The organism is Bacteroides sp. An51A (assembly GCF_002161565.1).
GTDB lineage: Bacteria > Bacteroidota > Bacteroidia > Bacteroidales > Bacteroidaceae > Phocaeicola > Phocaeicola intestinalis.
In genome coordinates, this window is record NZ_NFIC01000005.1 from 89323 (window position 1) to 111459 (window position 22137).

At 47.0% G+C, this 22137-nt stretch carries 15 protein-coding genes; all 15 read left to right on the top strand.

Annotated features, from left to right (window positions below):
* Positions 1-78: 78 nt before the first annotated feature.
* On the top strand, positions 79-1704 hold the full coding sequence (locus B5G04_RS10915; protein ID WP_158100094.1) for a hypothetical protein: 1626 nt from the start codon (positions 79-81) through the stop codon (positions 1702-1704).
* 112 nt (positions 1705-1816) lie between these two features.
* On the top strand, positions 1817-2566 hold the full coding sequence (locus B5G04_RS10920) for a DUF1573 domain-containing protein (protein ID WP_087250519.1): 750 nt from the start codon (positions 1817-1819) through the stop codon (positions 2564-2566).
* 340 nt (positions 2567-2906) lie between these two features.
* On the top strand, positions 2907-3194 hold the full coding sequence (locus B5G04_RS10925) for an NVEALA domain-containing protein (RefSeq protein WP_087250518.1): 288 nt from the start codon (positions 2907-2909) through the stop codon (positions 3192-3194).
* Positions 3195-3352: 158 nt separating this feature from the next.
* Positions 3353-4537: a 6-bladed beta-propeller gene (locus tag B5G04_RS10930; protein WP_022040481.1), complete on the top strand. Its 1185-nt coding sequence runs from the start codon at positions 3353-3355 to the stop codon at positions 4535-4537.
* 208 nt (positions 4538-4745) lie between these two features.
* Positions 4746-5036 carry an NVEALA domain-containing protein gene (locus tag B5G04_RS10935; RefSeq protein WP_022040482.1) on the top strand — a complete coding sequence of 97 codons (291 nt, stop codon included), beginning with the start codon at positions 4746-4748 and terminating at the stop codon, positions 5034-5036.
* 71 nt (positions 5037-5107) lie between these two features.
* Positions 5108-6157, top strand: a complete 1050-nt coding sequence (locus B5G04_RS10940; RefSeq protein WP_143270462.1) for a 6-bladed beta-propeller — start codon at positions 5108-5110, stop codon at positions 6155-6157.
* A 119-nt stretch (positions 6158-6276) separates the two neighbouring features.
* Complete coding sequence (locus B5G04_RS10945; RefSeq protein ID WP_087397170.1) at positions 6277-7317, top strand: 6-bladed beta-propeller; 1041 nt, start codon at positions 6277-6279, stop codon at positions 7315-7317.
* A gap of 29 nt (positions 7318-7346) precedes the next feature.
* Positions 7347-9299, top strand: coding sequence for a discoidin domain-containing protein (locus B5G04_RS10950; protein ID WP_204247012.1), 1953 nt, complete (start codon positions 7347-7349; stop codon positions 9297-9299).
* Positions 9300-9327: 28 nt separating this feature from the next.
* Entirely contained in the window at positions 9328-10242 is a 915-nt protein-coding gene (gene lepB / locus B5G04_RS10955) for a signal peptidase I (RefSeq protein ID WP_087397172.1), read from the top strand.
* The gene (locus tag B5G04_RS10960) at positions 10224-11942 is read left to right on the top strand and encodes an O-antigen ligase family protein (protein WP_158100095.1); all 1719 of its coding nucleotides are present in this window, start codon (positions 10224-10226) and stop codon (positions 11940-11942) included. The genes lepB and B5G04_RS10960 overlap by 19 nt, the downstream gene beginning before the upstream one ends.
* Before the next feature lie 195 nt (positions 11943-12137).
* Positions 12138-13148 carry a hypothetical protein gene (locus B5G04_RS10965; RefSeq protein WP_087397176.1) on the top strand — a complete coding sequence of 337 codons (1011 nt, stop codon included), beginning with the start codon at positions 12138-12140 and terminating at the stop codon, positions 13146-13148.
* 21 nt (positions 13149-13169) lie between these two features.
* A complete protein-coding gene (locus B5G04_RS10970; RefSeq protein ID WP_087397178.1) occupies positions 13170-14243 on the top strand; it encodes an efflux RND transporter periplasmic adaptor subunit in 1074 nt (357 codons plus the stop codon).
* Between the two features lie 104 nt (positions 14244-14347).
* A complete protein-coding gene (locus B5G04_RS10975; protein WP_087397180.1) occupies positions 14348-17425 on the top strand; it encodes an efflux RND transporter permease subunit in 3078 nt (1025 codons plus the stop codon).
* A gap of 28 nt (positions 17426-17453) precedes the next feature.
* Positions 17454-18896, top strand: coding sequence for a TolC family protein (locus B5G04_RS10980; protein WP_239414091.1), 1443 nt, complete (start codon positions 17454-17456; stop codon positions 18894-18896).
* Positions 18893-22054, top strand: a complete 3162-nt coding sequence (locus B5G04_RS10985) for an efflux RND transporter permease subunit (RefSeq protein ID WP_087397184.1) — start codon at positions 18893-18895, stop codon at positions 22052-22054. The genes B5G04_RS10980 and B5G04_RS10985 overlap by 4 nt, the downstream gene beginning before the upstream one ends.
* Positions 22055-22137 lie beyond the last annotated feature (83 nt).

The window sequence follows — 22137 nt, forward strand, 5'->3', positions numbered from 1 at the left end:
GATTTCAGGTAAAATTTGTAGAAGATATTTGTCTGGCCGGTATGGGATGTCATGAAGAAAATTCATATATTTGCGGGCATGAAACACGTAATGCTGCTTAGCCTCTGCCTGCTGTTGCTTGGTTCCTGCCGCCAAGGGAGCAAGAACGATCTGGCTTTGCTGCAGGAGGCCTCCCTACATACCGCACAACCTGATTCGGTAATGGACCTGCTCGGGCAGATAGTCCGCCCCGACCGTTTACAAGGAAAGGCGCGGGCAGGCTATGCCTTGCTCTATACCGAAGCCCTGAACAAACAGGGCCGGATAGGAATGAACGATTCGTTGATACGGATCGCTCTGGATTATTATAGTAAGGAGGCTCCCGGCATCCCGCTTGCCAAAAGCTATTTCCTCTTGGGACGCATCTACCAGCAGCAAGGCAACGACACCCTTGCCCTGAAGGTCAATCTGCAGGCACTTGCCGCTTTGCCCTCACAAACGCAAGACCGTACACGGATGTTGGTGAACTACGACTTGGGTTATCTTTACCATCAAAAAGGTTTCTACCGGCAAGCCCTTTTGCACTATCGGGAAATGCAGAAGTATGTAGACGCACATCCCGATACGTTGGATTGCTACATCACCGCATATAGTATGGGGAACATCTTTATGCTGCTGAATCGATACGACAGTGCTTACCATTATTATCAAGGAGCGATTGTATTAGCCCGTCAATTAAAAAATGAATCTTACGAAAGATATATTTTAAGACAATTGAACTTACATGCCCGTTTGACTGGCAATCAAGTACAAGCCCAATGGTATGCAGAAGAGCTTCGTGCAACAACCGACCCTTATTTGAAAGCTGAATCATTTCAAGAATTGGGGAACACCGATTCGGCTTCCTTCTATTTTCTCAAAGCAACGAAAGATCCTCAAATTTCTACCCGAGCTATGGCATTTCAAAACTTGTCACAGCTGTATCGGAAAGCACATCCGGATTTGGCTTTCGTCTATGCTGATTCTTTCCAAATCTATAAAGATTCGTTTTACGCCTTGCGGCAAACAGACAAGATAGAAAGACTGACCGCAGCGTATCGGCAAGAGATAGACCTTCAAAAGGAGGAGGCTGACCGGCGTGAAAATGCCATCTACCTGTGGGGAGGAATCGGTATTACACTGTTGCTGTGCGGTACCGGCGTTTTCTTCTTCGTGCAGCGCAAGAAGCGCCGCTACCTGCTATTAGAGAAACAACTGGTCGCAAACCGATTGGCCGCTATCAAGGAATATGTGGCTGAACAGAACCGGCGGAACCCTGAAGAATGGAGTGCGATGTACCAAGAGATAGCAGCCATAGAAATGCAAACACTTATCGGGCAGTTTCAACAAACGGCATGGCAAAAGCGAATCAATGCCATACAGAAAGGCAACGGCAAGCCTTTCTCGAAAAAAGAACAGGCAGTGTTCCAAAAAGAAATCCTCGCCCTGTTTGATGAACTCGTGAAACGGCTGCAAGCGGAGCATCCCCAAATCACTAAAGATGACTTGCTGTTTTGCCTGCTTTCTCTTATGAATTATCCTACCAGCCTGATAGCCGCGTGCATCGGATGTAAGGAAACCACCCTGCGTACCCGCAAGCATCGCCTGAAAGAGAAACTATCAAAAGAGACATTCGGGCTTTTCTTTCATTCCTCTATAAACCAGCAAGATACAGAAGAAGTGTAACGCTCGTTGTAACGCTGTAACGGAAATTGTCACGCAAAATATTTGGCTGTTTTTATCAATTTTCAGAATTTTGTGGAAACAAAAAATGAAATACTTATGAAAACAAAACTGATTGCTTTATACGGTACAGGGCAGGGACACAGTGGATTTCCGCTGGCAGTCTGCTCCTTACCGCATCGTGACGTATGTCGACTCCATTGGCTGCACCAGTTGTAAGCTGCAGCTGCCTAAGTGGAAACAGCTGATAGCGGAGACCGATTCGTTGTTTGGGAAGGACAAGCTGTCGTACGTGTTCTTTTTCCATCCGAAAGATGCACGCGAGTTAACCTATCTGACACGACGCGATGGCTTTACCTATCCGGTGTGTTTCGACCGTGAGGATGCTTTCAACCGCGTGAACCGTTTCCCTTCGGAGATGGCTCTGCAGACTTTCCTCCTTGATAAGGACAACCGGGTAGTTGCCATCGGCAATCCCGTCCATAATCCGCAGGTGAAGGAACTTTACCTGAACATCATCGGCGGCAAGCGTTCCGCAACAACCGGTACGAAGCAGACCTCTGCTTCGTTAAGCGAACAGGATGTGCGGTTCGGTTCTTTCCCGATGGGGGAGAAGAAAGAGCGGAAGGTAACGCTGAAGAACACAGGCAATGCTCCTTTGGTGATACACGGGGTGGATACCTCTTGCGGTTGCACGTGTGTGGAATACAGCCAGTGTCCTTTGCGTCCGGGCGAGGAAACCACCTTGCTGATTGTTTACGAGGCGGATGAGGCAGGTCATTTCCGCAAGACGGTAGACGTGTATTGCAACACGGCAGATGCCCCGTTGCGCATCAGCGTGACGGGAGAAGCGGTAAACAATTGACAATGACTTTTGATGAACATCCGTAAACAGCCAATGTAGGGGCGTATTGCATACGCCCGAATGCACATACTTATTCAAGTGGATGTTTTTCAGGGCGTATGCGATACGCCCCTACAGGCAATCAGGTGAAATGTGAACATTCATATTATAAAAGGAGTAGAAACGATACAGGGTACATTAGGAAGACAGCTTGTATATCTCCACTCCAGTCAAACCCTAAAATAGAAAGGAGGACAGACCGTTGCAAAGTTAAGAAGAAAACAGAAGATTCGCAAATCGGAGATTTGCGGCTTCGCAGGTATCAATGAAAAACAACAATAACATAAAAAATTAGCAAAAGATGAAAAAGAATATATTGAAAATTACGTTTGCAACCGCTTTGGCTGTGGTAGCAGGCGTAACGGCTTATCAGGCACAGGATAAAGAAATGATGTCAGATCTGGCTCTTGCCAATGTGGAAGCGTTGGCTAGAGATGAAGGATCTGGTGATATAGAAATTGTTTGTGGTCTGAATGGTGGTGCTTGTTGGATGCGCAGTGGAGCGATATGTTTTGTAGGTGAAGCAACTTATTATTATTGTCAGTTTGTAGGTTATACATGGACAAGTTGTTCAAGTCAATGTAATTAATGTGATATAAAGAGCCATTTGATAACTCGAATTTATTCCGTTCCAGTCGGTATGTATATTCATTATGTAGAATGGTAATGAGCATGTATGATGATTGGAGCGGATAAAGAGTGGTTTGAATAATGATATTAGAACAAAAAGTATAAATGCTTGTTTTTATGAAGATAGTAAACCTGTTTTTGATAACCGTATTTTCGGTAATGTTTTTCTCGTGTGTGGAAAAGGCGTCCGACGACCGTGATGTTACTGATATAGATTATCTTGACAATGAGGATTTACCGATGAATGCTTTCGTTGACGCTATTGAAGTGGTGCCGCTTGAAACAGACAGCACTTGTCTTATTGACCAATTTCATAAAATAGCGTTTTACGATGAAATAGGCGTTTATCTTATTATAGATAAAAAACAGACAGTATATTTATTTTCAGCGGACGGCAGGTACATTTCCAATTCAAAAGCATGTAGAGGAAATGGGCCGAATGAATATACCATATTGACAGACGCTGTTTACAACCCTTATACCAAGCACATCGAAATCCTGAATCCGTTCGGTATTATATATGCGTATGACTTGTCCTTCCAATTTCAAGGTAAGAAGGATTTGAAAAATGGGAATATCCATACGTTTTCACGTTTTTATCCATTAGATGACATTTCGTATATTTTATTGCCAACCATGCTTGGAGAGAAAGATGCCGTAATTTGTTTTTGTGATTATTCCAGGCAAGAGATAGCTTCAACCGAAGTTTATATTGATGATTTTGTCTGTACGTTGACTATGAATTATAACCCTTTTGTACAGATGAATGACCGGTTGTATTTCTTGCCCTTGTGTTTGGATTATACGATATACAATATTGGTGAGAACCGGCAATTGAATAAATATATCACCTATTCGTTTGGTGGAAAAGATGTACGGAAAGAGGAAATGGAAGAACGTTTTGGCGATGTGTCGGACAAAAAGACCAGTGAAAAGAGCTTGAAGAAAACCGTTCAAAATATGGAGAAAATAAATGATTATCTTCTCCGTTCCGATTACCCTGTTCCGGTCATTAAAATGATGGATGATTCGTATCTGTATTTTTATATAATGAGGAATGGCGGCAGGGAAACTGTTATATACGACAGGATGTCAGGGCGGATTATATTGCATTCGAACAAGCAGAACCCCAGTCTTAATTTTTGCTTACATTTAAACGGCAAGCAGCTTTATTCAATTATGCATCCGTACGAAATAGACAGGTATATAGACAAACACTTGTTGGATGCAGATAATTTGGACAAGATTAATAGCATAAAAGAAGATGATAATCCGATAATTATCAAATACAGGTTGAAGTGAGTGCTTGGATGTATAATTGTAGAGTGGAAACGATACAGCGTGTATTTGGAAGACAACCTGTATGTTCCCACTCCAGTCAAACCCTAAAATAGAAAGGAGAATTGACCCGTTGCAAAGTTAAGAAGAAAACAGAAGATTCGCAAATCGGTGATTTGCGGCTTCGCAGGTATCAATGAAAAACAACAATAACATAAAAAATTAGCAAAAGATGAAAAAGAATATATTGAAAATCACGTTTGCAGCCGCTTTGGCTGTAGTCGCCGGAGTAATGGCTTACCAAGCTCAAGATAAAGAAGTGATGTCTGACTTGGCTCTTGCCAATGTGGAAGCGTTGGCGATGATTGAAGATCCAATGGAAGAAGGAGGGTATAGTTCAATGCATATCAGATGTTTTGATAAGTATGGCAATTCAACAGGGAAGTGTACTGCGACAAGTTATTGGAGTCCGATAGGTAAAGGCGTATATCATTCCCATGGTTGTTCATATTGCTGTAGTTAAAAGTAGCTGCTTGGATGAAATCTTTCTTTAGTTCCTGATTGGACGTAGATTATGAATGTAAAGGAATCATTATGTTACGAAATCTGTTTTATGTAGGAGTATTGTTCTGTCTGGTGGCTTGTAAAGATACTAACCACCAGGAAACGGATGTCCGTACGATTGAGGTGACGGACTTTTCCGGACAGAAGCAAGAACTGAATGAGTTGTTCCGGACGGAAGTGCTGGAGTTGCGTTCGGATTCGTCCGGCTATGTGGCAAATGTGAAAGATGTTGCAGGCATCGGAAATTCGGTGTATGTGCTGGATGAGGTGACTTTGTCTATGGCGAAGTTTGACAGACGTACAGGACGTTTGGAGCGGGAAATATGCCAGCGTGGCAACGGTCCGTTGGAGTACATACAGCCGGTAGCCCTTTCTTCAGACTCATGCCGCCTTTATATGCTCGATATGGGTGGGCTTTCGGTGTATGTATATAATAAGGAGTTGGAGGCTGAACATAAGGTCTGGCTTGGTTTTCCTGCCTTGGATTTCGTACGGGTGTCCGATGGTTTCCTGTGCTATAACCTGGCAGTGTCTGATACGTTGCGTCAGGTGGTTTATGTGAACGATTCAGGCAAGATAGTAGATTCTTTTGGTGCTTCGGAAGTGTCGAACAGCGGATTTACCGGTTCAAAGCTGTTTTCGAAATCTGGGGAGGACGATGTATATTGTGTCTTGCCTTCCGGGCGTACGGTTTACCGTTGGGATGCAGCCGCACACCTTTTGTCTCCTTATGTGTCTTATGATTATGGGGATGCCAATTATCAGGGGGATGCAACACAGGCAGGTGCCGTAGGGGCATTGGATGTCATGCCCTGTGAATTTTTCAAGGTCGGTTCGTCTCTGATAAACAGTTTTCTGTATGCTGATAAAAGGTATTACGCTTGTTCTTCACCGGACATGGCTGTGCAGAAGACTGGCATGGTGGTGGATAGCAATGGGAAAATCCCTTTCTTTCCCCGTTGGCAGATAGGGGATACCCTGATTGGTTCTTGTTCGTATGAAGAGATGGATGATATGTCGGAAGGTGAAGAAGAAAGATATGGCAATATGCTTTTGCTGTTTACGTTAAAGAATGAATAAACGATAGTCAATTCATGAACTATATAGGTGAATTGTATTAAAAAAGTGGGATGGAAAGAGAATGAAAGTATATGTTCTCTTTCCATTTGATAAGTTGAAACGACAAATTTGTATGAAATATGAAGTTATTAAAAATTAGTATGTTCAGCATGATTATGTCATTAATGATGGTGTCGTGCACAGAAAAAAAGTCAGATGTGGAAGCCTGTACGATTCGAGTGAATCTTGATGATGCCCTGCCGCTAAAGGAGGCGGCATCATCTATAAACGTACTTATGCTGAACGATTCCTTGTCAAGTCATTTCCCAGGTAACATAAACAAGATTGAGTGGATGGGAGATTCGATACTGATTCTGGACTCTTGGAAAGACCCCGGCCTTTACCTGTATAATTCCGAAGGCGTGCTTGTAAATTCGTATACCAAGAGAGGAAACGGCCCGGATGAATTTGTCGGGATTGTAGATTTCAATGTCGTACCTTCAGGAGTCGTGCTCCTTGATACCTATTCCACCTCCCAGCGGATTTATTTGGACCGTAACTTGTCATTTCTCTATAAAGACGATGCCGAGGCCCAGGCGAACCATTTCTTCTGTGAGTCCGGTGCCGGTGGCGGTGTGTGGTATGACCGTGGTAATGTGGCGTATGGTCCGAATAAGGACAAGCTGGTTTATGTGGAAGGAGGCAACAGGAAAGCGGTCTTGCCGGTTCCTTCCGAAGTGGAAAACGTGACGTTTGCCAGCTACAATGTGTTTGTAGGTGTATCGAATGATACCATCCTGTACTTGCCTGCTGTAGAACCGAAGATTTATAAATGTTATGGCGGACATGCCGAAGTGTTTTGCGAACTGGATTTTCATGGTTTGTGGCCAGACTTTTCGGGAATGACCAAGGAGAACCCGCTGGATTTGATGCGCAGTATCGCAGCTGATGGAAAGATTTATTCCACCAACATGCTTTCGGATGGAGACAATGTGGCTGTTTCTTTTTTCTGTAAGGAAGATTTTTATGTGTTGCGGTTCAGCCATGATGACTTGTCATCTCCTAAATTGTTTAAGGTTGATAAGGATACGTTGGATTCTTTAGGTGCTCTGGTTGCCATGAAAGACGGTTGCCTTGTTTTTGGTGGACCTGAAAAACTGCTGAAAATAAGAACCAATTGATTTGTTTTCCTTGCTTTTCAAATTTTCCGATGAAAAATTCCGAACCGATGAAACCTTTGTTTATCCCTTTGATGTCGCTCCTCCTGCTCTGTGGCTGCGGCAGGCAGAAGACTTTTATTCCCGGCGTGGACGACGTGTTGGCTGAGAACCCACAGCTTCAGCGTGTGCTTGACCACTGCAAGGACGATTCGCTGAAATACCGTGCCGCCTTGTTCCTGATAGCGAACCTTCCTTATCATGCCACGAACGATGCTCCCTCAATGGACGCGCAATTGAAATTGTACGAGCTGCACTCCACCGGCAGGTACACGCCTGCGGCAGTGCTGGACTCGGTCAGACGCGCTTACGGCAGGCTGGACGTTTCCAGCCTGCGGCAGACAAGTGACGTGGGCATCTCGCCCGAGTACCTGATAGAGAACATCGAGTGGGCATTCAAGGTGTGGCGTGAGCAGCCTTGGGGCAAGAACGTGCCGTTCAGCCTGTTCTGTGAATACATCCTGCCTTACCGGGTGGGTGACGAACGGCTTGTATCGTGGCGTAAAGAGATTTACGAGCGGTATAACCCGCTGCTGGACAGCATACGTAAGCTGCCCGAAGCGGAGGACCCGCGCTTTGTGTCGGAAGCGTTGTTCGACTCGCTGCGCAAGGTTCCGATATATTTTACCGGACAGTTCGAGCCCAGTCCGCATATCGGGCCGAAGACGGTGGAATGGCGTTCGGGCAGCTGCAAGGAGTTTACCGACCTGTTGTTGTATGTATATAGGGCGGTGGGGCTTCCGTGTGCCAAAGACATCATGCTGATGCGCGGCAACCGCAACGCTCCGCACAGCTGGAACGTGATGTTCGACAAGGAGGGTCGTGGGTATTATTTCACTTTGCTTGACAACATGACCGACGGAGCCAATCCAGATGCGTATTGGGATCCGAAAGGGAAAGTGTACCGCTCCACGTTCAGCCTGAACCGGCGGATGACAGATTCGCTCCGCACGGCACCTGAAGACCTGCCCCCCGCCTTCCGTTATCCTTGCATGGAGGACGTGACCGCTGTATATGCTGGCAAACAGAACCATACCGTTCGGATAGCGGAGGACCGGATTTATCCGCCTGTACAGGAAGACGAACTGTTGTACCTGTGCGCTTCTTGCCGGATGGACTGGACTCCGCTGGCATGGTGCCGTTTGTCGGACGGCGAAGCAATGTTCCGCGATGTGGAGGGACAGATGGTGTTCCGGCTTGCCTCGTATGCCGGCGGGCAGCTGCAGATGCGTTCCGACCCGTTCGTGCTGGAGCGTCCCACGGGCGAGATACGTTTCCTCTCGCCCGGAGAACGGGAAGAGCCGGTGACGGTATTCCATAAGTTTCCGCTTTACCTGGACGGTGTGAGCGGTCGCATGATAGGAGGCGTGTTCGAAGGCAGCAATGACAGCCGCTTCCGCCATGCCGATACACTTTTTGTAGTAAAGGACCGCCCTTACCGTTTATTTACTAAGGTACAGACAGACCACCGCAAGCCCTACCGCTATGTGCGCTACCGGGGTAAGGCGGGCAGCCATTGCGATGTGGCTGAAATAGCCTTTTACGGTGTGCAGCCGGATAGCTTGCCGTTGAGGGGAAAAGTAATCGGCACGCCGGGTGACAACAGCGGGCACGAATATACGAATGCTTTCGACGGCGACCCCTATACCTCTTTCGACTATCCGGAAGCCGATGGCGGCTGGACAGGACTCGACCTTGGGAAGCCTTATATAATAAGGAGTATCGTCTATACGCCGCGCAACCGTGACGACTACATCCGTCGGGGCGACCGTTACGAACTGTTCTATTGCGTCGGCGAGTGGCGTTCGGCTGGTGTAATGACTGCCGTGTCCGACTCGCTGGCATACCGTGTTCCTGCCGGCAGCCTGCTGTACCTGCGCAACCATACGCGTGGGCAAGACGAGCGGATTTTCGAGTACCGCGACGGGATGCAGATATTCTGGTGAGCATAGTTGGCAAATTGATATTGGACGGATGAAACGGATACGGATAAACTTCAAGAAGTGGTTAGGCAGGGCGTACACGGCAGTGATGTGGTCGGTATGCCTGTATGCGGCATGGATTGTGTTGCGCATCGCAGGTCAGGTGTTCCTGTTTGCTTCGTTCTCTATCCCTTCCGATTCGATGGTGCCTGTGTTGCGTCCGGGCGACTATGTATGGGTGAACAAACCGCTGAAAGGGGCACGGATATTCGATGTATGGGATGCGGCTGAGCACCGTCCGTTTGAGATACGGAGATTGCCCGGCTTGGAAGAGTTCCGCCGTGGGGAAGTGCTGGTATTCAATTTCCCTTACCCCGAACGTTGGGACAGCATCGGGTTCGACGTCATGTTGTATTACGTGAAACGTTGCATCGGCGTGCCGGGAGATACGGTGGAGATAAGGGATGCATGTTACCTGGTGCGTGGAACAGATGTCCCGGTGGGGAACACGGAGGCACAGGAACGGCTTTCACGGCTGTTGTCCAAAAAATCGGGCAGGGAGGAGATGGTGCGTAACCGTTCTTATTACACGTTTCCATACGATTCGTTGCTGGGCTGGACGGTAAAGGATTTCGGTCCGTTGTATGTTCCTGCGCGTGGCGATTCGATAGAAATGAACCGGAACCATTACCTGTTTTACAGGAACCTGATAGAATGGGAGCAGAGGGGAAAGTTGGTGCAAAAGGACGATGGCTTCTATTTGGAGGGCAAACGGATAACGGGTTACCGTTTTCGCGAGAATTATTATTTTATGGGCGGCGACAATTGCTTTAACTCGCAAGATTCGCGTTACTGGGGCTTGTTGCCCGAATGTTACATCGTGGGCAAGGCTACAAGGATATGGAAATCGGTAGACCTGTATACGGAAACAATAAATTGGGAAAGAGTATGGAAGAAGATAGAGTGATAGAAAAGTGGAGGTTGAAGCAGAAAATCAAGGATAAGACGGTGTACACCATTTGGTTTCTTTTGACCTTGCTTCCGCTCAGCGTGATTTTGCTGAATGCGGGCGATATGCCTATGGGAACGCAGGAAGAGGAGTGGTGCTGGATGTACGGATGCTGGTGTGTGTACTTGCTTGTCCCGCTTATGGGGTGTTTTTTGCCCCGTTTCCAGGCGGAGACGCTTCCGCGTATAGCAGATGTCGTGTCGGCTGTATTGATGCTGTATGGGATAATCGAAGCGTGGTGGGGGCTGGCACAGTTGTGGGGCTGGATTCCTTCCAATCATGCGAGGTTTGCCGTGACCGGTTCGTTTGCCAATCCGGGGCCTTATTCGGGATTCTTGGCAATCGTCTTTCCGGTGGCGGTTCATGAATGCGTCTATTGGTATCTGTACGACAAGAAGTGCTGGAACTTCCTCCGTTGCATGGGGTGGGTCACGCTGGTGTCGCTTTTGCTGGTATTGCCTGCGGGCATGAGCCGGACGGCATGGATTGCCGCTCTTGTTTCGGCGGGATATGTATATGTGTCGCTGACTCCCTATACGATGGCAAAATGGTTTGGCCCTTATAAAAAAATTACGTGGACGATAGTAGCGGTAGCGTTTGTAGCCCTTGTCGCAGCCGGGTCAGGGTTGTATCATCTGAAGAAGGATTCGGCAGATGGAAGGTTGCTGATGTGGAAAGTGGCTGCTTCCGCCCTGCAGGAACATCCGTTGACGGGCAACGGATGGAACGGTGTGGCGGCTGTGTACGGGCAGGCGCAAGAAGACTATTTCGCTAAGGGGGATTATACCGAAACCGAGGCACGGGTGGCGGACGCTCCCGAATATGTGTTCAACGAATACCTGCAAGTGGCGTTGGCATGGGGCATTCCTGTATTGGTGGTGGCATTGGCAGTGATAGGATGGGGCATTTACGTCATGCATCAGTATTTGGAATGCGGATTGAGCGGTGGTTTGATTGCTTTTGCTATTTTTGCATTCGCTTCTTATCCGCTTCAGTGCCCGGCTTTAGTCTCGACACTGGCTTTGTTGCTGTTTCCTGCCTTGGTGAGGTTGTTACGGCCGGGAAAAATAAAGAACCTGGTGTGCTTCTCCATCGCGTGGATAACTTGCATAGTGTGTGTCGAATTGCATTTACAAAAGGAATATATAGCCGAGAAGTACCGTTTGTGGAGCAAAAGCCAGGTATTGTATCAGGCGGGAATGTATAGACAGGCAGCGGGTGAATACCGTAAGATTTATGAAAATCCGTGTTACGCTTATCCGTGGGTAGACTGGAATCCCCGTTTCCTATTCGAGTATGCCCGTTCGTTGCATAAAATAGGATTGTGGGACGAATCGACCGTTATTTTGAAAGAAGCCCTGAAAGTGAGCGGAGACCCGATGATACTGAACCTGATAGGGAAGAATGAGTCGGCGATGTACCGTTTCGACAGTGCCGAGCGGTATTACCGGAAGGCTGCGGATAGGGTGCCTTCGCGCATCTATCCGCATTACCTGATGGTGAAGCTCTTTTCGTATCGCGACAACTACCAGCCCGACAAGTTGCGTGAAGCGGCGCGGGTGGTACTGACGAAAGAACCGAAGGTGCCTTCGACGGCGGTAAGGCAGATGAAGGAAGAGACCCGGAAAATATTGGAAGAAAAACAGATTGAATTATGAGTGTTGTTCCTGGTGAGGCGATGCGGTATGGTTTGCGCCAGGGGGACGCCAACGGGAAATGCATGAAAAATGTATCTTCCGAAAATGAGAAGATAAGAAGGGAGAAGATGGATTAAACTGTGGAGAGTCCATTCATCTTCCACCCGATGTTAAACCTAAAAAATAAAGGAGAGGTAGCTATAAACCTTGACAAGGATGAAGGTATTTTTATTTATAATAAGCATACTTTGTTTGGCGGCTTGTTCGAAGTCGCCAAGCAAAGGCATTTGCGTCGCTTTGCCGGCTGATGTGCAGGTGTTTGAAATGGACAGTGTAGATAGCGGTGTTTTGCTGAACGCTACAGGGATGGTTGCTCTTCCGGATTACCTGATTATATCCAATCTTCATAAAGATACGTTGTTTGATGTCTTTGACGTTCACGGTTTGGAATACCGGTATAGCGGTTTGATTTATGGCGGAGGTTCCAATGACATGCTTCCTTTCAGGTGGATACGGCCTCTTGACAGTCATCGTTTTTATGCTATAGGATTAGGTGTTCCGCTTGTTACTGTGGTAGATGTTGAAGGCGGATTGAAAATAGATGGGCGCAAGCAACTTGAATGGGAAAAAGATGTCTGTCAGAATTTGTATCCTTTGAAGAACGGAAAAGTCTTGATTCAACCTGGTAAAAGACAAGGAGGGTGGAGCCTGTATGATACGACAAGCGGTGATGTGTCTGATATGCCTGATTCTCCTTTTCAAGAGGACGAGCCGGAAGCTGATATGATACAAGCTTTTCAGTATCGGGCAGTAAATGTGGCGGTGAATGCGGATAAAGAACGCATTGCATTTTTTTATAGCAAGTTTCCGTATGTCCGTTTTTTTGATTTTGACGGTAATTTGTTAGTTGAATGTAGTGTAGGGGAAAAAATATCCGATCCGGATAAGTTCTTTCGTAGGGAGGGTATGTATTACTGGGGATGTTCGTATACAGCGGATTTTATTTTCGTAAAATATGCTCCCGATAATGAAGCTTCGGATGTGACTTGTTTTCAGGTGTGGGATTGGGAAGGAAATTTATTGTCGCGGTTTAATGTTGCGGATAAAATAAACTTGTTTACAGTATCTGCCGACGGGAAAAGAATATTTGCGGCAAAGAATGATAATAATCATATTTTTTGGTGTAATATTGCATCGGCCTTAGACCGCAAAACGGGAATGGAGTAAATTAATAGAAGATAAATAAATATGAACGCACGCTACGGATATGTGATGCTGCTGCTTGCCGCGGGAATATGGAGCGGGTGCGGCGAAGAGAAAAAAGATGCCTCCGAAAAGGAGGGAGTGGAAACGGTGCTTCCCTCGCGGGTGGCGGAGGTGAGTGTGATGACCTTGAAAAAACAGGCTTTCGAGCACGAACTGGTGAGCAACGGCAAGGTGGAAGCCAAGCGGTATGCCGCCTTGCAGTTCCGTACTGCGACCGAACCGGTAGCCCGCGTCTATGTGAAGAACGGCGACCGGGTAAAGAAGGGGCAGAAGATAGCCGAACTGGACCTGTTTTCCCTGCAAAACAAACTGACACAGGCGGAATATACGTTGGAGCAAGCCCGGCTGGAGATGCAGGATGTGCTGATAGGGCAAGGGTATGCTCCCGACCGGATGGAAACCGTGCCTGAAGAGGTGAAAAAATTAGCTGCCACCAAAAGCGGATACGGGCAGAGCAAGGCTTCCTACGAACTGGCGAAGCGCGAACTGGAGCAAGCTACGCTGACGGCACCGTTTGACGGCATCGTAGCCGACCTGGATGGCAAGGAATATAATATACCGGAAAGCGGGAAACCCTTCTGCCGCATTCTCTCGACATCCGATATGGAAGTGGCATTTACGGTGCTGGAGAGCGAGCTGCCGTTGGTAAAAGCGGGCGACAGGGTGGAAGTGATGCCCTATACGATAGCTTCCGGCAGCTTGCAGGGGCGCATTGCAGAAATCAACCCATCGGTAGACGAAAACGGGATGGTAAAGGTAAAAGCACTGGTAAACGGGAAAGGCAGGCTGTTCGACGGGATGAACGCAAGGGTGAGCGTGAAGCGTTCGGTGCCTGGCCAGTTGGTTATCCCGAAAACCGCGGTGGTATTGCGTTCGGGCAAACAGGTGGTGTTTACGTTGAAAGACGGAAAAGCGATATGGAACTACGTGCAGACCGGACTGGAGAATATGACCGAATATACGGTGACGGGTGACGGCATGGAAGAGGGTGCCGTAGTCATTACGACAGGGAATGTGAACCTGGCACATGAGACACCGGTGAAAGTAGTGGAGTAACATGCGGAGATTTACTATTTTTCGATTTACGAAGTACGATTTAATTATCAAACCGTAAATGGCTGAATGGTAAATTGTAAATAGAAAAATCGTAAATAAAAAAGATGGTTAAGTTTTTAATACAACGGCCTATAGCCGTATTGATGGCGTTTACCGCTTGTTTTATCATAGGGCTGGTTACTTACTGGTCGCTCCCGGTATCGCTGTTGCCCGATATTGACATTCCGCAGATTACGGTACGGATGGCTTCGGATAATATGTCGGCACGGGAAATGGAGAATACAATGGTGGCTCCTGTGCGGCGTGCCTTGCTGCAGGTGTCGGGGCTGGATGAAATGAGAAGCGAGACACGCGACGGTTCGGGAGTCATTCATCTGACATTCGAGTTCGGAACCAATACTGACCTTGCTTTTATTGAAGTAAACGAGAAAATAGATGCGGCAATGAACAGCTTGCCTAAAGATGCCGAACGTCCTAAAGCCATCAAGGCTAGTGCAACGGATATACCGGTGTTTTACCTGAACATGACGCTGAAAAAGGACAAGCCTTACCAGCATACAGATGAACAAGCATTCCTGAACCTGTCTGAACTGGCAGAAAACGTGGTGAGGAGGCGTATCGAACAATTGCCCCAGATAGCCATGGCAGACATGACCGGGGTGCCTGAAAGGGTGTTGCAGATAGTGCCCGACAGGGAAAAAATGAACAGCTTGGGCATCGGTATAGATGATTTGGAACGAACACTGGAAGCCAACAATGCAGAGCCGGGCAGCATGCTGGTGCGTGACGGATATTACGAGTATAACATCCGTATCGCTTCTTTCCTGCGTACTCCAGAGGATGTAGAGAACATCTATCTGAACAAGGGAGGACGCATCATGCAGCTGAAAGACCTGTGTAAGGTAAGCCTGGTGACACAGCATGAGACAGGACGTTCATTGGCTGGAGGAAAGCGGGCAGTGACATTTGCCATCATCAAGCAATCGGAAGAGAACATGGATAACCTGAAGGCGGAATTGCAGCGGACTACCGAACGGTTTGCCGCATTGTATCCCGATATAGAATTTTCTATTACGCGCAACCAGACAGAACTGTTGGATTATACCATTTCGAACCTGCAACAGAATTTCACGTTGGGTTTCCTGTTTATCTTTATCGTGGCAGTGTTCTTTATCGGCGATGTGCGTTCGCCGTTGATTATCGGCATTACGATGGTGGTATCGGTGGTAATCACATTTTTCTTCTTCTATCTCTGCAAGGTTTCGCTGAACGTCATATCGCTGTCGGGACTGATTATGGCGGTGGGCATGATGATAGACAATGCAATTATCGTGACCGAAAACGTGTCGCAGTACCGTGAACGGGGCTATTCGCTGAAACGGTCGGCGGTAATAGGCACCAGTGAGATGATTACACCGATGCTGAGTTCTTCGCTGACTACGGTAGCAGTATTTGTGCCATTGATATTCATGAGCGGTATAGCCGGTGCCATCTTTACCGACCAGGCGTTTTCCATTACGGCTGGGTTGGGAGTATCTTACTTTACAGGCATCATGCTATTGCCGGTTCTATATGTCTTGTTTTTCCGTTTGGGAATGCGCAGGTACCGGTGGATTAATTTTGATTTTCGGGATAAACTGAAGAATGACTGGCTGGAGCGCGGATACGATGCGGGCATCAACTGGGTATTTTCGCATAAGCGTATCAGTTTGTGTGTGGCTGTGGCTACCCTTCCGCTATGCGTGGTTTTGTTCGGGGTGTTGGATAAAGAGCGGATGCCCGAAATAGACCAGAACGAAATGATAGTGAAAGTGGCATGGAACGAGAATATTCATGTGGAGGAAAATAACCGGAGGGTGGATGAACTGCTGAAACATACTGATGGCATTGCCGTCGAACATACGGCGTATGTAGGTATGCAGGATTATGTGCTGAATACGGATGATGCCTTATCGGCAGGTGAGGCTGAACTTTATTTCAAGACGGAAAAACCTTCGGACATTTTGCCGTTAGAGCAGCATCTGAAAAAATGGTTCGGGGCGCATTATCCGGAAGCCACAGTCACTTATTCGCCTCCAATGACTATCTTTGAAAAACTATTTGTAACGGGAGAAGCCGATGTGGTGGCACAGGTCCGGTCGAAGAATAAGGCTGTGAGTCCACAACCTGCCGAACTGAAAGAACTGGAGAGGCAGATAGCCGAGGAGACCGGAGTATATCCGGAGGTTATTGCTTTCCGCAACCAACTGAATCTGGTAATAGACCGTAACCGCCTGTTGCTTTATCGGGTGGATTACGATGAAGTGGTACGCACGTTGCGGACTGCATTTAAGGAAAACGAAGTATCTGTCTTGCGTTCTTACCAGCAGTATTTGCCTATCAGTGTGGCAGGAAACGAACGTACACTTGAACGGGTGCTGGCGGAAACGCTGGTGGAAAATGTGCCCCAAGAAGGAGAGGAACAGGCTTATGTCCCGTTGAAGGAACTGCTGTCGGTACAACCGGCTGAAGACTTGAAAAGCATTACAGCAGGGAGCAACGGTGAATATATTCCGCTACGTTTTTATGATGTGGACAATGCACCTGGACTGATAGCCGGCATACGTGATGTGGTGGCACGGTCGGGGAAATGGGATGTGGACTTTTCGGGCAGTTTCTTTTCGAACCAGCGGATGATGGGTGAACTGATGGTGATACTGTGCATATCGGTCTTGCTGATGTACTTCATCTTGTGTGCCCAGTTCGAAAGTTTCTTGCAACCCCTTATTGTCTTGGCGGAAATCCCGATGGATATTGCTTTTGCCTTGCTTTGCCTGTGGCTGTGTGGAGATACGCTGAATCTGATGTCGGCTATCGGTATTGTCATTTCAAGCGGTATTGTGATAAACGACTCTATCTTGAAACTGGATACCATCAACGAACTGAGAAAAACCGGTATGCCACTTACTGAAGCTATCCATACAGGAGGAAGAAAGCGTTTGCGGGCAATTGTCATGACTACGCTGACCACTATCTTTGCCATGGTGCCGCTGCTGTTTACTTCCGATATGGGTTCGGAACTGCAACGTCCGCTTTCCATCGCCATGATAGGGGCGATGACCTTGGGAACCATTATCAGCTTGTTTATTATTCCATTAATATATTGGTTAATCTATAGAAAACATGAAACGCAGAAATCTTAGTATATGCCTGGTACTGGCACTGAGCTGTATGCCGCTGTTGGCGCAACACACCGTGAAACTGGATTTGCAGGAAACGATAGAATTGGCGAATGACAGTTCGTTGTCGGCTTTCCGTTATCAGAACATGTATTTGTCCGGTTACTGGGAATACCGTACTTTTAAAGCGAACCGTTTGCCCAGTCTGACCTTGAACCTGACGCCGGCACAATATTACCGTTACATTACCCAACGCTATGACTCGAATGAGGATATGGATGTTTACCGTGAACAGCAGATGTTCAGTGCAACGGCTGGATTGAGCCTGGCACAGAATTTCGACTGGCTGGGAGGTACATTCTATATAGATACCCAACTGGACTTTATGCGTAATTTTGGTGATACGAAATCGACTCAGTTCTCTACTGTTCCTTTTCGTATCGGGTATCAGCAGGAATTATTGGGGTATAATGCTTTCCGGTGGGACCGCAAGATAGAACCGTTGAAATTTGAAAAGGTGAAAAAGCAGTTCATCTATCATACAGAAGAGGTGGCGGAAGAAGCGGTCAATTATTTCTTCAGTCTGGCGATGGCACAGGCTGACTATAAGCTGGCAGAGGATAATCTGGTTACGGCAGATACATTGTGTGACATCGGAATGCAGCGCCAGAAGATTGCTTCTATCTCGCAGGCAGACCTGCTGACATTGAAACTGGATAAAGTGAATGCGCAGAATACATTGACCAATGCACGGATTGCACTGAAAAGGGCGATGTCGGCATTGGCTACTTTCTTGAATATGGATAAGAATACAACCATTGAATTGGACTTGCCGGGACGTCCGCGCCACCTGGAAGTGTTGGCGGATGAGGCTTTGCGGAAAGCCAAGGAGAATAATCCGACTTATCTGGAGCAGCGGCAGAATGTACTGGAAGCGGAGCGTGATGTAGACCGTACGAAAAAAGAATCGCGCTTTAGTGCCAGTTTCAATGCCAGTGTCGGGTTCAATCAGGTGTCGGATAATATCCGTTCTGCTTATAAGAATCTGTTGCAGCAAGACCTGGTGTCAATCAGTGTCTCTATCCCTTTGATAGACTGGGGGGTGAGGAAAGGAAAATATAACATGGCAAAGAACAATCTGAACGTTGTAAAGATTGCGGCAAGGCAGGAAGAAATCAGTCTGGAAGAAGATGTGGTGATGACCGTGAGCGACTTTAACGTGCAGCAAGACCTGATAGAAGGTGCAGAGGAGGCTTTGGACCTGGCAGAACTGGCATACGAGCAGACCCGGCAGCGTTTTATTATCGGGAAGAGTGATGTAAACAGTCTGACCCTTGCCTTGAACAGGCAGCAGGAAGCGCAGAAGAATTATATTCAGGCTTTGCAGAATTATTGGCTGAGCTATTATAAAATAAGGAAGCTGACTTTGCATGATTTTGAAACTGGCTTTTCTTTGTCTGACCGTTTTGATTTTAAAAATAGAATCCGTCAATGAAACAGAAATCTCGTAAAACTGCTTCTTCCTTTACTCTGATAGTCAGTTTTATTTGTCTGGCTATTGTGGGACTTTCGCTGGTGCCTCTGCTCCCGGTGAAACTTTCGCCTTCGCATGAACTTCCGGCACTGACGGTTTCATTCTCTATGCCAGGCAATTCGGCAAGAGTAATCGAAGCAGAAGTTACCAGCCGGCTGGAGGGAGCCTTGTCGCGGATAGAAGGTGTACGGAAAATCCGTTCCACTTCCGATAATGGATATGGCAGCCTGCGCATTGAGATAGACAAGCATAGCGAAGTGGATATCGTACGCTTTGAAGTCTCTACCGTGATCCGTCAGGTCTGGTCGCAATTGCCAGAAGGAGTGAGTTATCCTTTGATTTCTACTCAACGTTCGGACGACCGCTCGACAAGGCCTTTCATGACTTATACACTCAATGCACCGGCTACCCCGATTCTGATTCAGAATTATGGGGAAAATTATATCAAGCCGTTGCTTTCTGCCATTAAAGGTATTTATAAGATAGAGTTGAGCGGTGCTACCCCCATGGAGTGGAGGCTGACATACGATAACAGCCAGTTGGGCTATCTTGGTCTGTCGGTAGGAGATCTAGGACAGGCTATCCAGGAATATTATGACAATGAATTCTTGGGCATCTGCCAGGTAGATGTGGGGGATGAATGGGTTAGGGTGGTACGCACTTCGTCTGAAGGACGGGAAGGCTTCCGGCCTGCCGATATCAGTTTACGTACGTCAGAAGGAAAATTGATTTCGCTGGACAAACTGGTGAAAGTGACACATACAGAGGAAGAACCTACCGGCTATTTCCGTATCAACGGGCTTAATTCTATTTATCTTTCCATTACGGCAGAGGAAACGGCAAATCAGCTTCGGGTGGCAGCCCAGGTAAGGGATGCCATGAGGCAGATACAGCAGAATATGCCTCCGGGGTACGAGGTGCATGTCAGTTACGATGCTACGGAATACATTAGCAAGGAACTGAATACAAATTACTTCCGTACAACAATAACTGTGCTTATCCTGTTGTTGTTTGTGGCAGTCATTACCCTGAATCTGCGTTATTTGTTTTTGATAGTAGCCAGTCTGGCTGTCAATATGGCTATTGCTTTTATCTTTTACTACATCTGCGGAGTGGATATTCAGCTTTATTCGCTTGCCGGCATCACCATTTCGCTGAACCTGTTGATAGATAATACCATTGTGATGACCGACCATATCCTGCACCGTCGGAACCTGAAAGCGTTTATGTCTATCCTGGCAGCGACGTTGACTACTATCGGAGCATTGGTCATTATCTTTTTCATGGACGAGAAGATACGCTTGAACCTGCAAGATTTTGCAGCTGTAGTTATTATCAATCTGGCTGTATCATTGTTTGTGGCACTGTTCTTTGTCCCGGCATTGATAGAACGCATCCGCTTGCGCAGGACTTCGGTCTTTAGGCGTTCGTCGCGTATCAAGCGAGGGGTGGTTTATTTTACACGTGGTTATAAATGGATGGTAAAGGCATTGTGCAGGCGTAAGGCTATTGCATATGCCGTACTGGTATGGGCGTTCGGACTTCCGGTATTTCTGCTTCCCGAAAAGATAGAGCATGCAGAACAGAAAGGTGGATGGGCCACTTTATATAATAAGGTGTTTGACCGTCCTGTTTATAGGGAAGAAATAAAACCGGTGATCGACAAATGGCTGGGAGGTACGTTGCGGCTGTTTGTGGAAAAGGTGTACAACGGAAGTTATTTCGGAAACCGCGATGAAGAAGTGGTGCTTTCGGTAACAGCCACACTTCCTAATGGCAGTACGCTGGAACAGATGAATGTGCTGATAAAGCAAATGGAAACTTATCTGAGTGAATTTCGGGAAATCAGGCAGTTTCAAACTTCTGTCTATGATGCCCGTCATGCCGGTATCGAGATATTTTTCAAAAAAGAATATGAGCACAGTGGCTTTCCGTACGTGTTGAAGTCGAACATTATCAGTAAGGCTCTTACGTTGGGAGGCGGAAGCTGGAATGTGTATGGATTGCAAGACCAGGGCTTTTCGAATGATGTGCGTGAGACGGCAGGAAGTTTTCAGGTGGAGATGTACGGGTATAATTATGACGAACTTTCTTATTGGGCGGAAGAGATGAAGCGTTTGTTGCTGTCTCACAGGCGTATCAAGGAAGTGCAGGTCAATGCTGAATTCTCGTATTGGAAGGATGACTATGACGAGTATGTCTTGCAGTTCGACAAGGAGAAGATGGCAAAGGAAAACCTTACGGCAAGCACTCTTTTTGCTATTTTGCAGCCGATATTCATGTCGGGTCAGCGTGTGGGGAATATTGTGTACGATAATCAGAGCGAACGGCTTTCGTTGTCTTCGGTACAGAGCGGTGAATATGATGTATGGGGGCTGATGGAAGTACCTTTTATATTCGGAGGCAGACAGTATAAATTATCCGATTTTGCCAAGGTGAGCAAAGAGCAAGTGTCGAAGAAGATTGTGAAAGAGAACCAGCAGTATGTATTGTGTCTGCAATTCGAATACATCGGTGCACACCAGCAAGGGCAGAAAATCTTGGCAAAGGATGTTGAGGTCATGAAGGCTGCTCTCCCGATGGGGTATAGTATCGAGAACAAGAGCAATATATGGTATTGGCATAACGATGACCATGGTCAGTACGGGCTGTTGCTTATTGTGATTGGCATTATTTTCTTTATTTCGGCTATCCTGTTCGATTCGTTGAAGCAGCCACTTGCCATTATCGGTGTGATTCCTATTTCATATATCGGAGTGTTTCTGACTTTTTATCTGTTCGAACTCACGTTCGACCAAGGTGGTTTCGCTGCTTTTGTTCTTCTGTGTGGTATTACGGTCAATGCCAGCATTTATATTCTGAACGAGTATAATGCTATCCGGAGGCGTTACCCTTATCTGGGAAAGGTTGAGGCATACACCAAGGCATGGAATGTGAAGGTTGTTCCGATATTTCTGACGGTGACTTCGACCGTACTGGGTTTTATTCCTTTTATGATAGGTGAGAAGGAAAGTTTCTGGTTTTCTTTGGCGGCGGGTACAATAGGTGGATTGATAATGTCTGTTGCAGGCATTTTCTTTTATTTGCCTCTCTTTTTGTTGAAGAAGCGGGAGTGTTAAGACCCTGATAGAATATTGGAAACCGTTTTTCAGGAAACCGTATGTACGTAGCTTTGTGCATCTATGTCCGTAGGCCGGTGTAT